Below are 15887 nucleotides of genomic sequence, written 5' to 3' on the forward strand. Positions count from 1 at the left end.
AAATATGAATTAGTCCTTTTACCGACGGCAAACTTTGTCGTCGGTTTTTTTATATTAAATAAAGAGAAGTATTATAAAAACAGAAAGAGTACAAATTAGTTCATACACTCTCGAATATAGCTCAAAGCTCTAGAAATATGTCCTTCAACAGTTTTAATTGAAATATTTAATTTTTCAGCTACTTCAGAATATTTCAATCCTGAAATTTTATTTTCTTGAAATACTTCTCTACTTCTTTCTGGTAAATTGTCAATGCAGTCTTTTAATTTTTTTAATTGAGAATTTTCAGCATTTTCATCTGAGTCAGAAGCTTGAACTAGAGCCGTGTAATAGTAAGACGATAACATATTGTTGTTTTTTTTTAACTCTCTGTAATTCATCATTAAAGAGGTGTAAGTAGCCTTATATAAATAACTATTTAATGATGAAGTGATGTTAATTTTTTTTCTGTTAGTCCAGATTTTTATGAACACATCCTGTACTACATCTTCAACGATTTTTTCGTCATCTGTATACCCTAATAAAAAGACACAAAGTTTTTTGTAATAATCAGAATAAAGCTTTTCAAAAGCCTTTTGATTACCACTTTTAATAGCATCAAAAGCTAAGTTTATGTTTTCTTTTTTATTCAATATTATAACTAGTTCTTAGGGAATGTTATGCAAATGTGAAAAAAAAAATAAATTAATAGAGGGTTTTTGTTCTTTTTTGCATCATATGTACAAAATAACTAAACAAATGGATAGAATAGAAGCTGATAGATTGATTTTAAGGCTTATTAATAATACAATTTCTGAGGAAGAATCAGAAAAGTTGGCTAAGTGGGTTGAGGATTCAGGTAATCTAAATTACTTCAACGAATTCGTTGAAGTTAATCAATTAATAAGCTCTAAAAAGAAGTTTGATCACAGGTATTCTTTAGAAAAGTTTGTAGAAAAATCACAGGCAGAAAATAGGTTTAGAAAGAGAACTTTATATATAGCTGCGTCTATTGTTATTTTTATCTCTTTAGGATTGTTTTTTACAAAAAATGAAAATTCAAAGAGTGAATTTGTAACTCCGGTAATTGTGAATAATAATATTGAAGTAGGATCTGACAAAGCTACTTTAACGTTAGAAGATGGTTCAGAGGTTGTTTTGGAAAAGGGGACTTTATATGAAAATGAAAAGGTAACCAGTAATGGCGAAGAACTAGTTTATAATATCAAAGATTCTAGTTCAAAGGAGTTGGCTTATAACACGCTTACAATTCCAAGAGGAGGACAGTTTTTTATTAAACTATCTGATGGTTCCAAAGTTTGGCTTAATTCTGAATCTCAACTTAAATACCCTATAAGTTTTGAAGAGGGGGAAACACGTGAGGTAGAACTAGTTTATGGTGAAGCTTATTTTGAGGTTACACATAGTACCGAACATCAAGGTTCACATTTTAAAGTTCTCAACCGTTCACAAGAGGTTGAAGTATTGGGGACAGAGTTTAATGTTAAAGCCTATATGGACGAGTTAAAAATTTACACCACACTTGTTACTGGTAAAGTTGAAGTGTCTACTTCTAATGGTAAAAAGGTCTTAACTCCTAGTCAACAATCAATTGTTGATGTATCAAAGAATAATATTTCTATTTCAGAAGCCAATGTTTATAATGAAGTTTCATGGAAAAAGGGCATATTTAGTTTTAATGATAAATCTTTAAAAGAGATAATGATAGTCTTATCTAGATGGTATGATATGGATGTTGAGTTTGCAAATAAAGATATAGAGGATAAGGAGTTTATTGGTGTTTTAGGTAAAGATCAGGCTATAGAAAGTATTTTATCTAAAATAAAAAGTTTTGGCGTCATAAATAACTATGAAATAAACAATAAAAAAGTAATTATAAGATAGAATAGAATATATCAACCTTGATTTTGGTTGATATTAAAAGAAAAGGGGAACGAAGTATAAAAACATTTGGACGTGTATCAAACTTCGCCCCTTTAGATAGTATTAATTAAACAAATGTCTAACTAACACAAAACAAATTTATGGAAATTAATTTTATTAATGTCCGTTCGCTTATGCGAAAACGGCTATGTATGCTAATTATGAGAACATTCATCTTTTTATTATGCACAACGGTATTTGGTTTAACCACAGATATGTCATTTTCTCAAACAAAAGTGACTATAGGTCAAGACCAATTATTAACAGTGGATGAGGTTTTTGAAATTATACGAGAGCAAACGGATTATAAATTTATGTATCCTAAAAATTTATTTAAGGACGTTCCCAAAGTACAATTAAAAAAGGGAACAATTAGCGTAGGTAAATTATTAGGAAAGAGTATTACAAGCAAACAATTTAATATAGTTTTATCTGAGGATAATACTATTATAGTTAAAGAGAAAAATACAATTCAGCAACGACGAGTTACTGGAAATATCACAGATAAGGAAGGTCTGCCAATACCCGGTGCTACAGTTGTGGTAAAAGGAACATCTAAAGGAACAGTATCGAACTTTGATGGAACATATGGTATAGATGTTATAAGCCCTGAAAATGTTCTGGTAGTTTCTTTTTTGGGTTACAAAACCCAGGAAGTGCTTGTAGGTAGCAATTATGTTATTAATATTAAATTGGAAGAGGAAGTAGCAGGTTTAGATGAGGTTGTAATATCTACTGGTTATCAAAAAATCAAGCCAGAACAAGTTACAGGTAGTGTATCAACCATACAGTCTAAAGATTACGATAGTCGTATCAATACCACAGATTTTTTATCAGGATTACAGAATAAAATCCCAGGTTTATTAATAAATAATGATATTGATTTTGAAGGAAATAGTTTATTTCAAATTAGAGGGATTTCTACCATTAGTGGAAGTAGAGAGCCTTTAATCGTTATAGATGGTTTTCCTACCGAATTGTCTTTAGATAATATTAATCCAAATGAAATTGAATCTGTAACCGTTTTAAAAGATGCTGCAGCAGCAACTATTTACGGTGTACGAGCCTCTAATGGTGTTATTGTTATAGAGCGCAAAAAAGCTAAAGCAGGAAAAGTAAATGTTAACTTCACAACAACTTTAGGGTTTACACCTAAAGAAAATTATGATAGATACCGTTGGGATAAAGATGCATCTAATGTTAATATTGATTTTGTAAAGGATACCTATGTAGATAATGGTTCTTGGTTGTGGAATTTAATAACGAATCCTAATGCGAGTCCTGATTTTAATATAGACCCTGTACAATATATTCTAGCACAACAAAGTGCCGGGGTAATTACAGAGGAGGAGGCAAATCAGCAATTTGCAAGCATGGGATCTTATAATAATTCAAAAGATTATAGCCGCTTGTTTTTACAAACGAATGCTGTAAAAACCTATAATTTAAGTTTGTCAGGAGGGTCTGAAGATGCTTTGTATTATATAACGGCAAATCATACAGATAGCGAGTTTAATGAAATTAATAACGATAATAGTACAACTATGCTTACCGGAAGAACAACGGTAAAGTTTAATAATCGTTTTTCAATGGATTTAACGAATAATTTTCAACAATCAAAAGCTAATTCAGCACCAATTCCAGATATTACTAATTTTTATGCTTATGAACGTTTTGAAGATGAATATGGTAACCCGCTTTCTACATATTACAATTCATATTCAAATCCGTATTATAACGATTATTTAATTTCAGAAGGATTACTTGATAATAGATATTACCCACTTCAAGAAATAAATGATGTAAGTACAGTAACAAATGCTTTAAATAATAGGATTGTTGCTAATTTTAATTATGATTTTAATACAGATTTAAGTCTTAATTTTGGAGGTGTTTATGAGATTTCAAGAACAGATGTAAAAAAACTATCAAATGAAAACTCGGCAGAGGTTCGTCAATATATTAATTATTATACAACCGATGATGATGGAACGTTAGTTTATAACTTACCAACAGGTGCACTTTTAAGACAAAGTGAGACAAAAACTGACGGCTATACAGTAAGAGCTCAATTAAATTATAATAAACAGATTAATGAAAACCATTCCATTAATGCCATATTTGGAGGGGAAGTTAGAGATGTACTAACAAAAACAAGTTCTGGTGCTTATTTTGGTTATGATGATCAAAATTTATTACATCAACCTATGGATAATACATTATTGATGTCTTCTAATTATAGTCCTTCATATGTTAGAAATAACCCGTCATTATCTTACAATAGTTTATTTGATCAAGGCTATGAAGATAATCGTTTCGTTTCAATTTATTCAAATTTAGTTTATGGGTTTAAGGGGAAATATACCTTAACCGGAAGTATTCGAATAGACCAATCAAATTTGTTTGGGACAGACCCAAAGTATAAGTATAAACCTTTATGGTCTTTAGGAGCTGCATGGAATATTGATAAAGAAAAATTTGTTCAAGGTGCAGAATGGTTAGAATCTCTTAAACTTAGATTAGCTTATGGGTTTAATGGTAATGTTGCTAAAAATTCATTGCCACAGGTAATTGCTGAAGCAGATTACAATAATTATGATCCAAATAATGGATTGATGTTAAGCTTAATGTCTCCTGCTAATAGTGGTTTACGTTGGGAGCAAACTAGTAATTTTAATGTAGGACTAGACTATAGTATTTTCAAAAACGTTTCGGGTAGCTTTGAGTATTACAATAAGAAAAGTACCGATTTATTAGCGGTTAACCAGATTGATGCTACAAAAGGACAGAGTTCAGCTTATGTAAATCAGGCTACGATTAGAAATAATGGATGGGAAACTAGTTTAAATGCAGATTGGATTTCTCATAAAGATTTTAATTGGAATACAGGTCTAAATTTATCTTATAATACGAGTAAAGTACTTTCGGTAGCTAGTGATCTAACAGATAACAGTTTGTCCTCTTCATATTTGTCGGGTAGTTCAACAGATTTTTTAGAAGGTTATGCTATAGGTGCAATGTTTAATTATAGATATGCTGGTTTAAATGAACAAGGGTATCCTTTAATATATGATAAGGATGGAGTTGCAAAACAAATCTATAGTAATGATGAAGGGATATTAGATGTTTCTTATGCAGGAAGTTCTATCCCTACCTATAACTTAGGTTTAAGCAACCGTGTAGATATTGGTAACTTCTATGTTTATTGTATGGTAAACTATTATGGCGGTTTTAAGACAAGGGTAACTGTTCCGTATGCGGGTGATTTAAGACCATTAGAAGGTTCGGGTAATTATTGGCTGGAACCTGGAGATGAGAATGATCCTAGTAAATTACCTTTTCTTAATACGTTATATTATGAAAACTTGGGGTATTCAGATAAATATACAGTAAATGGGGCATATTTAACCTTAGGAGATCTTACAGCTACTTATAGCTTTAGAGATAGTAAATGGTTAAAGAGTAAAGGGATTAAAAATTTTGAAGTAAGACTACAAGGATCTAATCTGTATACAGTAGGGTTTAATAAATACAATTTCAGTAAAGCTACTGGTAGTTATGAAAAAACGTATTTAACCCCAACTTATACAATAGGTCTTAATGTTAATTTCTAATTCTTGTATAATTACAAAATCGAAAATAATGGAAAATCAATATAAATATTTAGTAATAGCGTTATTTATAGGGCTATTGGCAGTTTCTTGTGATAATTACCTCGATGTACAGCCTAAAGGTGTACAACTGTTAACAACGGTTGAGGACTATAATCAATGGTTAAATAGTGAAGATGTTCAAACATCTATCCCAAATGAGTTAAATGATTTAGCTGATAATGTTGATGACGCTGATTATACAGACCCTCCAAGTTATGATGGGGTACGAATATATGCTTGGCAATTACAATTTTCAGAAGATTTAAAAGCTACGCCTGTGTTTTGGGCCGATTTTTATCAAAATATATACTATTTTAATACAGTATTAGCAGGTATTGATGATGCTACTGGGGGAGCAGAATCTGAGAAGCAAAATATGAAAGCAGAAGCTTACCTAGGAAGAGCTTTTGAATATCTTTATTTAGTCAATTTATATGGGAAAGTATATGATGTAAATACAGCTGACCAAGATTTAGCAGTGCCTTTTGTAATTTCTAATGATTTAGAGGATGATGTTCCAGAGCGTAGTACTGTTCAGGAAATTTATGAATACATTATTTCAGATATTGAAAAAGCGCTTCCAAATTTACCAGAAGATAATAGTACAAATCGTTTTAGAGGTAGTGTAGCAGCAGCCTATAGTGTGTTAGCTCGAACCTATTTGTTTATGGGAGATTATGAAAAGGCGGCTGAAAATGCACAATTGGCTTTAGATAGCGGAGCAAATGCTTTAGTCGATTTTTCAACATTGTCTGGAGGAAGTGAAATGCCAGATTTAAGAACAAGAGAAAGTGCCATATATGCCCGTCTTAATAAGACGCATCGTTTTACAGCTTATTGCGATCTTAATTTTCTTCAATCTTTTGATACGTTAGATTTGCGATTGAATTATTATTACAGAACATCTGGGGATTATAGTTTTACCGATAGAGGAAGTGTTAGATATTATTCGTATGCGTATCCAATAAATAGAAACTCAATGGTTCAAATTAATTGGGGGCCATCTGTAGCAGAAATGAGATTAATTCTTGCAGAATCGGCAGCAAGAGCTAATAATTTAAATACAGCTATTGACCAATTAGATTTGTTGAGAAGTAAACGTTTTATGGCGGAAGATTATGAGAAATATGATCCAGAAAACCCTATTCAAGAAGAGGTTTTACAAAAAGTATTAGATGAAAGAACATTTGAGATGGCTTTTACCGGAATGCGTTGGTTCGATATGCGTAGGTTAGCAGCCGAAGGCTTAATGCCTACAGTTTACAGGTATGATGCTGCAGGAGAAATAGTAGAAACACTAGCTCCAGATAGTAATAAATACACACTACAAATACCTATACAAATAATGTATTTTAATCCAGATTGGCCTCAAAATCCAATAGATAATTGATTTTTTGTTAAGAACTTATAGACAACTGTAATGTACAGTTGTCTATAATCTTGTTTTAAGATTGTAAATCATTTGACAACTATTATTTGATGGTTAGGAGCATTTCTACATAGCCCCTTAGGTTTTTTATGCTGATACAGGAGCAAAGAATACCGTCAAATTAATTTATAAATAAAATTTTTATGAAAGATTCGTTAGTAAGAGTCGAAAACCTATCCCATAGATACAGTATTCAATGGGCAGTTAAGGACATTAGTTTTGAAATACCAGAAAAAGGTATTTATGGATTACTAGGCTCAAACGGAGCAGGGAAATCTACAACGATGAATATTATAAGTGGGGTTTTAAAACAGAGTAAAGGAGATGTTTTTGTAAAAGGAATAAATTTATCTAAAAAACCCATTGAAGCAAAAAAGCAGATTGGTTTTTTACCTCAAAATCCTCCCTTGTATTTAGATACAACTGTAGAAGAGTATCTAACTAATTGTGCACATTTACGTAAGATAGATTCTAAGCAGGTTAAAGAAGCTGTCGATCATGTTTTAGAAAAATGCGCGATATCACATTTTAGAAAACGATTAATAAAAAACTTATCTGGAGGTTACCGACAACGTGTAGGTATTGCTCAGGCTATAATTCATGAACCAGCTTTTGTAATTCTTGACGAACCAACAAATGGATTAGATCCCAACCAAATTCTAGAGATAAGGAAATTAGTAAAAGAAATAGCTGAAGATAGAGCAGTCTTATTATCGACACATATGCTTACGGAAGTACATGCAGTGTGCGATCATATTTTTATGATTGAACATGGAAAAATGGTGTTTTCTGGAAAAGCAGAAGATTTTGACAATTATTTAGCTCCAAATACTGTTTTTGTTCGATTGTTAGAAATGCCAACAGTAGAAGAACTATTGAAAAATATAGAAGGTTTAGAAAATGTTGAAGAATTTGGTGGTCCAAATTACAGATTAAAATTTTCGGTTTTAAATCAAGCCGTCGAGAGAGTTGTACAAGCAAGTGTTAAATATGATTGGCGACTTGAAGAAATTAGAGCAGAGAAAAATTCACTAAACGACGTGTTTGCTGCATTATCAAAAAAGTAAGAATATAATTTATGAAAATGATATTGAAAATAGCTCGAATGGAGCTACAAAAAATTTTTTATTCTCCTATCGCCTGGTTAGTTCTCATTGCGTTTAGTATTCAAACAGGAATGCAATTAATGCAATTAATTAATATGACAGTTGTGAATTCTGATCTAGGGTATTCTACAAGTAATTTAACGAGAGTTCTTTTTACAGGTCAAAGTGGTATTCTAAATAGAATGCAAATGACATTGTACCTATACATTCCTTTGCTAACAATGGGCTTATTCAGTCAGGAATTTAGCTCTGGTTCTATAAAATTGCTTTATTCTGCTCCTATTTCGAACATTCAAATTGTTGTTGGGAAATTTGTTTCTATGATGATTTTTGGTTTGGCATTGGTGATTATTCTTTTGTTGGCTGTAAGTTTTGGATGCGTCGTAATTAGGGAATTTGAACTATCTCTTGTAATTACAGCTGTATTGGGGCTGTATTTATTAATATGTGCATATGCTGCCGTTGGCTTATTTGTATCTTCTTTAACATCGTATCAAATTGTTGCAGCTATTGGAACTTTTGCAATTTTATTTATCCTTGGCCAGGTAGGCTCTATGTGGCAGGATGTCGATTTTGTTAGAGATATAACTTATTGGCTTTCAATTAACGGAAGATCAGATACGCTTATTAGAGGCCTAATTTGCAGTGAAGATATTTTATATTTTATACTTGTATCTGGTCTGTTTATAGCTTTTACGGTATTATGTTTAAAAGGTATAAGAGAAAAAAGTCCTAAGCATATATCTGCTTTAAGGTACATTGCTGTTTTTATTATCATTTCCGTAATAGGGTATATAAGTACAGTACCATCATTAATGATGTATCACGATGCTACTCGTACCAAGTTAAATACCTTAACCTTAAATAGTCAGGACGTTGTGTCCCATGTTGAAGGGAAAATTAATGTTACTACTTATGTGAATATTTTTGATGATAATTTTTGGTACGGTGCACCTTCAAATCAAAAGTACGATATGAGTCGTTACGATCAGTATTTACGTTTTCACCCCGATATGGAGTTAAATTATAAATACTATTATGCACTTCCTACAGATAAAAATGAATTAAAAAGTCACAACGAACGATTTGCAGGCTTAACGTTACAACAAGCATTAGAGAAGGCGTCAAATATATCAGAAGTAAGTTCAGGTATTTTTAAACCAGCAGAACATTATACAGACGAAATTAATCTTAAATCAGAGAACAATCGTTTTGTGACTAAAATCACTAACGAAACAGGTAAGGTAGCATATTTACGTGTTTATAACGATATGAAACGTGTTCCTGGTGAATCTGAAATTACAGCCGCTTTAAAGAAGTTAACCATGGATTTACCTGTAGTTGGTTTTGTAACGGGACACAGTGAAAGAGATGTCAATGATTTTGGATCCAGAGGTTATCTTCAGTTAGCTAAAGAAAAAAATTACAGATACTCTTTAATAAATAATGGATTCGACTTTAAAGAATTTAACTTATCAAAACCTGTTGAAGAGAGCATCGATATTTTAATTGTTTCAGATTCTAAAAAAGGATTTTCAGATAAAGAATTAAAGCATTTAAATAGTTATATAGATAGAGGTGGAAACCTGGTAATAGCGGCGGATTTAAACAGGCAGTTTAATATGAATCCATTGGTAGAACATTTAGGAGTTGAATTTATTCAAGGTCAGGTGGTCGAACATAATAAAGGTTACGGTATGGATTTAGTTACTTCGGTTGCAACCAAAGAAAGTTATGCTCTGGCTTATCAATTTGAAACTATTAGTGACGAAAAACCTGTTATGATGCCTGGTGCAGTTGGAATAAAATATAAAGAAATAGATGGGTTTAATTATACTCGTGTTTTAACTTCAGATTTAGTTGAAAATATATCAGCGATAGATTCTGCAGGGTCATGGAATGAGTTGCAGACAAGAAATTACACAGATAGTATTGCAAAATATAATCCTGAAAAAGAAGAAATTTTAGGACCAATAACAACCGCATTAGCTTTAACGCGAAATGTCGGCGATAAGGAGCAGCGAATCATGATTTTAGGAGACGCAGATTGTATTAGTAATGGAGAGTTGTCGACAAACAGAAACGGCTATCGTGCCCAAAACTTTAACATGGGGACAGGTATGTTTTATTGGTTATCTAACAATGAAGTGCCAATAGATGTTAGAAGACCAAATCTTACAGATAACAAAATTTATGTTACAAAAAGTAAAATACCTTTTTTAAATATTGTATTTAAGGTAATTGTTCCACTTGTGCTGTTAGTATCTTTTTTACTAATCTGGTTTCGTCGTAAAGGGAGATAATGGTTTGATATTAAAAGGAGTAGTAGGGTTAAAAGCAAAATAGATATGGCATTTAAAGTAGATTCGCAAACACTAAACGATTTAAATATATTTAATTCAAGTAGCGGTAAAGATATATTTAGTCTTTTTAATAAAACCAGAACAAGAGGTGGAGCTGAGATACTAAAAGATATGTTTTTGTATCCAATATCTCAAGCTAATGAAATAGCTAGCAGAGTTAGTGCTATAAAACTGTTTAAAAGAGAACAGCTGGAATTTCCTTTTAGTACTAGTGTTTTAGATACTATTGAATTTTATTTAAGTAATACAGACGAACGAACAAAATTGTCCGGATTTGAAGATAATCTAAAAAGAAAGTTCGATCAATTTATAGGATCCAATACTGAACACAAACAAATATATTCAGGTATTGAAGATACTTTGCAGTTTATAAGGAGTTTTAATCAATTTATATTAAGATTTAAGTCAAAGGTTTCTGATGTTGAATTTGATCATAATTTTAAAAAGATATATTCTATTCTAACAAGTGAATCTTTTAGAAAATTAAACACTGAAGAAGGTAAGCAAAAATGGTCTTATGAAGAGGCTGTAAAATATGATGAAAGTCTTCGTTTCGATTTAAGAGATGATATTTTAAAGCTTCTAAATTATGCTTACGAAATAGATGTGTTTATCGCAGTAGCCGAAGTTTCTGATTCTATGAAATTTAATTTTGCAGAAATAAATACGAGTAATTTCAATACTATAGAGTTAAAAGGAGTGTATCATCCGTTGGTTTCGAATGCAGTTTCAAATGACGTATTAATAGACGAAAATAATAATATAATTTTTTTAACAGGGGCAAACATGGCCGGGAAGTCAACTTTTATGAAAACGTTCAGTATAGCCATGTATTTAGCTCATATAGGTTTTCCTGTACCGGTAGAACAAATGCGCTTTAGTATACAAGATGGAATGTTTACTACCATTAATCTAGCCGATAGTTTAAATATGGGATTCAGTCATTTTTATGCAGAGGTATCTCGTGTTAAAAAAATAGCACAAGAGGTTAATACTCATGATCGATTAATTGTTGTATTTGATGAACTTTTTAGAGGAACCAATGTTAAAGATGCTTACGATGCTACTATAGCGGTTATTTCAGCTTTTGCAAGTAAAAGAAAATGCACTTTTATAGTTTCCACCCATATTGTAGAAGCCGGGGAAGTGTTGAAAAAGCTACACGATAACATTAAATTTTTATATCTGCCAACACTTATGAAAGGTGCTCTGCCAGAATACACCTATAAGGTAAAAGAAGGTATAACAGAAGACCGCCATGGTATGTTAATTATAAAGAATGAAAATATTTTGGATATTTTAAAATCTTAGTTGAATATGGAATTTATAACAGATAAGCAAACACTTGATGACCTTAATATTTTAGGACAATACAAAAGTAATTCGATATTCAAACTTTTTAATCATACAGTAACCGTTGGAGGTAGTAGGGTTTTAGAGCAAATGTTTAATAAACCATTCTCTAGTATTGAAGCTATTAACAATCAGAGTGCTATATTTTCGTTATTTCAAAAATTAAACATTAGTTTGCCATTTATAGCTTCAGATTTTGAGTTAGTAGAAAATTATCTGGCATCTTCACAATCTTCCAATTTATATGTTAACGGTACATATGTTTTAAAAAGTAAATTTTTAAATGCAGTAATAAACGACGAAAACTATTTAATACTGGAAGAAGGCGTACATAAAACACTTCAATTTTTTCATAGTATAAAAGAGATTATAGTAGTTATAGAAGATGCATCAAAAAATACAGTTTATCAAAAGCAGGCTCAAAAGCTACAAGCATTATTAAATCAGAAACGTTTTAATTTAGTATGGGAAACTAAGACTGTTTCTAAGTTAACATTTCAGGAAGTAATTAAATTAAATCACCTATTTAGGGGAGTCTTTTATAAAGACATACAGCGTTTTATAGAAGAACTTTATCATATAGATGTTTATGTAACAGTGGCAAAGATAGCTGAAAAACGAGGGTTTACTTATGCTAAGGCATCAAAAAAGGAAGATAAACTTATACAAATAGAAGGTTTATTTCATCCTTCTGTCCCCAATGCTGTTTCAAACGATGTGTCTATAGATACTAACAAACGAGTACTTTTTTTAACGGGAGCTAATATGGCTGGAAAATCAACCCTTATGAAGTCGTTTGGAGTTGCTCTTTATTTGGCGCATATGGGGTTCCCTGTTTCTGCAAAACATATGCGTTTTTCGTTACACGACGGTATATTTACTTCCATAAATGTGCCAGATAATTTAGCAAAGGGATACAGTCATTTTTATGCTGAAGTTTTGCGGGTTAAACATGTAGCGACTCAGGTTGCAGATAATAATCAGCTTTTGGTTATTTTTGATGAGTTGTTTAAAGGAACTAATGTTAAAGATGCTTCAGATGGTACAATAGCCATTGTAGATGCTTTTTCTAAAAGAGAAGGCACTTTTATTATATCTACACATATTATAGAAGCAGGCGAACAACTTAAAGAAAACGAAAAAGTCTTTTTTAAATTTTTGCCTACGGTTGTTGAAAATAATGTGCCAACGTATACCTATACTTTAAAGGAAGGTTTAACAGACGATCGCCAAGGCATGATGATTATTCAAAACGAAAGAATAATTGAAACCATTAAAGGCGAGTTATAAAACCAATAGAATTAAATACATTATTACATTTGTATGATACGATTTGTAATCATGAAAACGACAAATAGAACAAATGGTAAAAAAAATAATACTTGACGGAAATAATTTTAGAAATATTCCAACATTCTACGAAGAAATTAATCACCTTTTTATGAAAGATGAAAACTGGAAGTTAGGACAAAGTTTAGATGCTTTAAATGATTTGTTTTATGGAGCTTATGGGATATTGAAAGAAAATAAAACTATTGAGCTTGTTTGGGTTGGTTTTGAGAAAAGTAGGCTCGATTTGGGTTTGGATACAACTAAAAAATTTTATTTGGAAAAGCTGGAAAAACCAGAGAAATTTAATAATGAATTTATTCATAAAAAATTAGCTGAATTGGAAAGTGGAGAAGGAAAAACTTATTTTGAAATAATACTTGAAATAATAGAAAATCATCCTAATATTAAATTGGTACAACAGTAAGATTTAGGTAATACAAGTCTTTTGTTAAAATTATTTTTTCTCTAAAAATTATTTCAAATTCATATATTTACATAGTATAATCAGAAAACTAAAGCTGCATACGTTTTAGCATACGATTTAAGTAAATTAACAGCGGAAAACCCCAGTAAAATGGTTTTTTAAAAGGAAGTCTTGGGGCTCATAACCCGAAGGTCACAGGTTCGAGTCCTGTTCCCGCTACTAAGATTAAATTCTTTCAAAATCAACGGTTTAGTTTTTGCTAAACCGTTTTTTTTTATGCCTAATATCTTGAAAGGTGAATACGAAAATGTATAAGATTTGTCCTGTCAGAAGAAATTTTCTAACCCAAAAATAGTTACGGCTAAAGGCGATTTTCTAGGTTGAGTTTAAATAATAAGAATAAAATACTTTCCATTTTATCACCAACTTTCTGTCTTATAATTTCAAAAGCCTTATACATTTGGTTTTCTACGGTTCTTACAGATATATTTTGATGCTCTGCAATTTCGTTATAGGTAAGCCCTTCTAGTTTAGCCATAGTGAAAATGGTTTTGCATTTTGGAGGGAGGTTTGAAATCTCTTTTTTAACAACTTCAATTAACTTGTTAATTTCGTTATAATCTGTGTCTTCAATAATATTGTCAAGATGTTTTATGTGCTTCTCTTCAAGAGGAGACATAATTTTATTTTTTCGGTACTGGTCTATAAATTCGTTATAAACGGCTTTGTATAGGTAATTTTTAATTGAAATTTCGGGAGATAATTTTTTTCTTTTATGCCAGACTTTTAAAAATACATTCTGAACAATGTCTTCAGCTTTAAATTTATCTTTAGTTAATCCTTGAGCATAAATACATAATTTGGTGTAATATTCATCCATGATGTAAGCATAAGTGCTTTCATTTCCTTTTATTAAGTTTTCTATAAGGATGTTGCTATTCACCTGAATATACGATGGATTAAGTGTTAAATTAGTTGAAAGTTTGTGTAAACTTATAATTTTTTTTCGAAAAGTTGTGGGTGATATCAAATCTCATCCGTATTAATAATATAACCTTTTAATAAAATGACAGAAAGAGATAAACAAGCATGTATTAATTTTCTTGTAAATGAGGCGCAAGGTAATGATTTGGAGCATTTAGAAGATTGGCTTAGGGATTCTAAAAATAACCATCTATTCCAAAGTTATGTGAAAGCAAATTATATAATGGATTCAAGTTTGAATTCTTTTGATTCGGAAAAGGCTAAACAAAATTATATAAAAGTAATACGTGAGGAAAAACGTAAAGCGAAACGTATTAAGATTTATAGATGGACTGGTTATGTTGCAGCTATTTTAGTTGTGGCTTTGTTGATAGGGAATATTGTTTTTAACGGTTTGTTCGATAATTCAAAAGACCAAATAGTTCCGGTAATTGTAAACAATAATATTAAATCAGGTGAGAATAAAGCTATCCTAACTTTAGAAGATGGTTCAGAGGTTGTATTTGTGAAGGGAGCATCATTAAAAACAGCTAATGCTACTAGTGATGGAGAAGAGATTGTTTACAATGATGATGTAAATAAAAAGGAGTTGGTGTTTAATACTTTAACCATTCCTCGGGGAGGAGAGTTTTTGGTTATACTTTCTGATGGAACAAAGGTGTGGTTAAACTCAGAAACTCAATTAAAATACCCTGTAGATTTTATAGAAGGTCAAACACGTCAAGTAGAACTAGTCTACGGTGAAGCGTATTTCGAGGTTTCTCCAAGTATTAAAAATGGAGGTTCAGATTTTAAGGTAGTTAATGCTAGTCAGGAGATACAGGTATTGGGGACAAAGTTTAATGTTAGATCTTATCAAAATGAATTAAATGTTCTTACAACTTTGGTAGAAGGTAAAGTGTCTGTTCAGTCGTCAAATGAAACCAAAATTCTTAAGCCAAATCAACAATCCGTAGTAAATATTGAAAATCAAAATATTGAAATTAAAGAAGCTGATGTACGAGCTGAAACCGCATGGTTAAAAGGAGAATTTATTTTTAAGCATAAAGCCTTAAAACAAATTATGCGAGAATTATCGCGATGGTATGATATGGATGTCATCTTTGAGAATAAAGATCTTGAAGAAATGAAATTTGTTGGAATCTTAAGTAAAGATTTAAGTGTAGAGGAAATTTTAAATACTATTCTTAATTCAGGAGTTATAAATAGTTATGAAATTAATAATAAGCAAGTAAAAATAAAATAGTATAAAAAGAAAAGGGAACGAAATTCAAGCATTTGGTCGTGTCGTTGATTTCGCCCCTCTAACATGTAATAATT

Annotated in this window: 11 protein-coding genes; 9 read left to right on the plus strand and 2 right to left on the minus strand. The window is 31.1% G+C overall.

Going from position 1 to position 15887, the window contains the following annotated elements; translation table 11 throughout:
• Nucleotides 1–95: 95 nt before the first annotated feature.
• A complete protein-coding gene (locus NO995_RS14795; protein WP_258228169.1) occupies nt 96–632 on the minus strand; it encodes an RNA polymerase sigma factor in 537 nt (178 codons plus the stop codon).
• 106 nt (nt 633–738) lie between these two features.
• Between NO995_RS14795 and NO995_RS14800 the strand changes: the two genes are divergently transcribed.
• From NO995_RS14800 to NO995_RS14835, 8 genes are all read left to right on the plus strand, one after another.
• Nucleotides 739–1884: a FecR family protein gene (locus NO995_RS14800; RefSeq protein WP_258228170.1), complete on the plus strand. Its 1146-nt coding sequence runs from the start codon at nt 739–741 to the stop codon at nt 1882–1884.
• Nucleotides 1885–2084: 200 nt separating this feature from the next.
• Nucleotides 2085–5537: a SusC/RagA family TonB-linked outer membrane protein gene (locus NO995_RS14805; RefSeq protein WP_258228171.1), complete on the plus strand. Its 3453-nt coding sequence runs from the start codon at nt 2085–2087 to the stop codon at nt 5535–5537.
• A 28-nt stretch (nt 5538–5565) separates the two neighbouring features.
• Nucleotides 5566–6966 carry a RagB/SusD family nutrient uptake outer membrane protein gene (locus tag NO995_RS14810; protein WP_258228172.1) on the plus strand — a complete coding sequence of 467 codons (1401 nt, stop codon included), beginning with the start codon at nt 5566–5568 and terminating at the stop codon, nt 6964–6966.
• 182 nt (nt 6967–7148) lie between these two features.
• The gene (locus NO995_RS14815) at nt 7149–8072 is read left to right on the plus strand and encodes an ABC transporter ATP-binding protein (protein ID WP_258228173.1); all 924 of its coding nucleotides are present in this window, start codon (nt 7149–7151) and stop codon (nt 8070–8072) included.
• A 38-nt stretch (nt 8073–8110) separates the two neighbouring features.
• Nucleotides 8111–10414 carry a Gldg family protein gene (locus NO995_RS14820; RefSeq protein ID WP_258228174.1) on the plus strand — a complete coding sequence of 768 codons (2304 nt, stop codon included), beginning with the start codon at nt 8111–8113 and terminating at the stop codon, nt 10412–10414.
• Between the two features lie 45 nt (nt 10415–10459).
• Nucleotides 10460–11785, plus strand: a complete 1326-nt coding sequence (locus NO995_RS14825) for a hypothetical protein (RefSeq protein WP_258228175.1) — start codon at nt 10460–10462, stop codon at nt 11783–11785.
• A 6-nt stretch (nt 11786–11791) separates the two neighbouring features.
• Entirely contained in the window at nt 11792–13117 is a 1326-nt protein-coding gene (locus tag NO995_RS14830) for a hypothetical protein (RefSeq protein WP_258228176.1), read from the plus strand.
• Nucleotides 13118–13190: 73 nt separating this feature from the next.
• Nucleotides 13191–13583, plus strand: a complete 393-nt coding sequence (locus NO995_RS14835; RefSeq protein WP_258228177.1) for a ribonuclease inhibitor — start codon at nt 13191–13193, stop codon at nt 13581–13583.
• 361 nt (nt 13584–13944) lie between these two features.
• Here the strand turns inward: NO995_RS14835 and NO995_RS14840 are convergent, their stop codons facing one another.
• Nucleotides 13945–14526: an RNA polymerase sigma factor gene (locus NO995_RS14840; RefSeq protein WP_258228178.1), complete on the minus strand. Its 582-nt coding sequence runs from the start codon at nt 14524–14526 to the stop codon at nt 13945–13947.
• A gap of 123 nt (nt 14527–14649) precedes the next feature.
• Here NO995_RS14840 and NO995_RS14845 point away from each other — a divergent pair, with 123 nt between their 5' ends.
• Nucleotides 14650–15813 carry a FecR family protein gene (locus NO995_RS14845; protein WP_258228179.1) on the plus strand — a complete coding sequence of 388 codons (1164 nt, stop codon included), beginning with the start codon at nt 14650–14652 and terminating at the stop codon, nt 15811–15813.
• Nucleotides 15814–15887 lie beyond the last annotated feature (74 nt).

Source organism: Aestuariibaculum sp. M13 (assembly GCF_024723255.1).
Classification (GTDB): Bacteria; Bacteroidota; Bacteroidia; order Flavobacteriales; family Flavobacteriaceae; genus Aestuariibaculum; species Aestuariibaculum lutulentum.

What these genes read in the sequence shown, in the direction of transcription:
- NO995_RS14800 (WP_258228170.1), top strand. Translation starts at nt 739, where the DNA reads ATGGATAGAATAGAAGCTGATAGATTGATTTTAAGGCTTATTAATAAT.
- NO995_RS14805 (WP_258228171.1), top strand. Translation starts at nt 2,085, where the DNA reads ATGAGAACATTCATCTTTTTATTATGCACAACGGTATTTGGTTTAACC.
- NO995_RS14810 (WP_258228172.1), top strand. Translation starts at nt 5,566, where the DNA reads ATGGAAAATCAATATAAATATTTAGTAATAGCGTTATTTATAGGGCTA.
- NO995_RS14815 (WP_258228173.1), top strand. Translation starts at nt 7,149, where the DNA reads ATGAAAGATTCGTTAGTAAGAGTCGAAAACCTATCCCATAGATACAGT.
- NO995_RS14820 (WP_258228174.1), top strand. Translation starts at nt 8,111, where the DNA reads ATGGAGCTACAAAAAATTTTTTATTCTCCTATCGCCTGGTTAGTTCTC.
- NO995_RS14825 (WP_258228175.1), top strand. Translation starts at nt 10,460, where the DNA reads ATGGCATTTAAAGTAGATTCGCAAACACTAAACGATTTAAATATATTT.
- NO995_RS14830 (WP_258228176.1), top strand. Translation starts at nt 11,792, where the DNA reads ATGGAATTTATAACAGATAAGCAAACACTTGATGACCTTAATATTTTA.
- NO995_RS14835 (WP_258228177.1), top strand. Translation starts at nt 13,191, where the DNA reads ATGGTAAAAAAAATAATACTTGACGGAAATAATTTTAGAAATATTCCA.
- NO995_RS14845 (WP_258228179.1), top strand. Translation starts at nt 14,650, where the DNA reads ATGACAGAAAGAGATAAACAAGCATGTATTAATTTTCTTGTAAATGAG.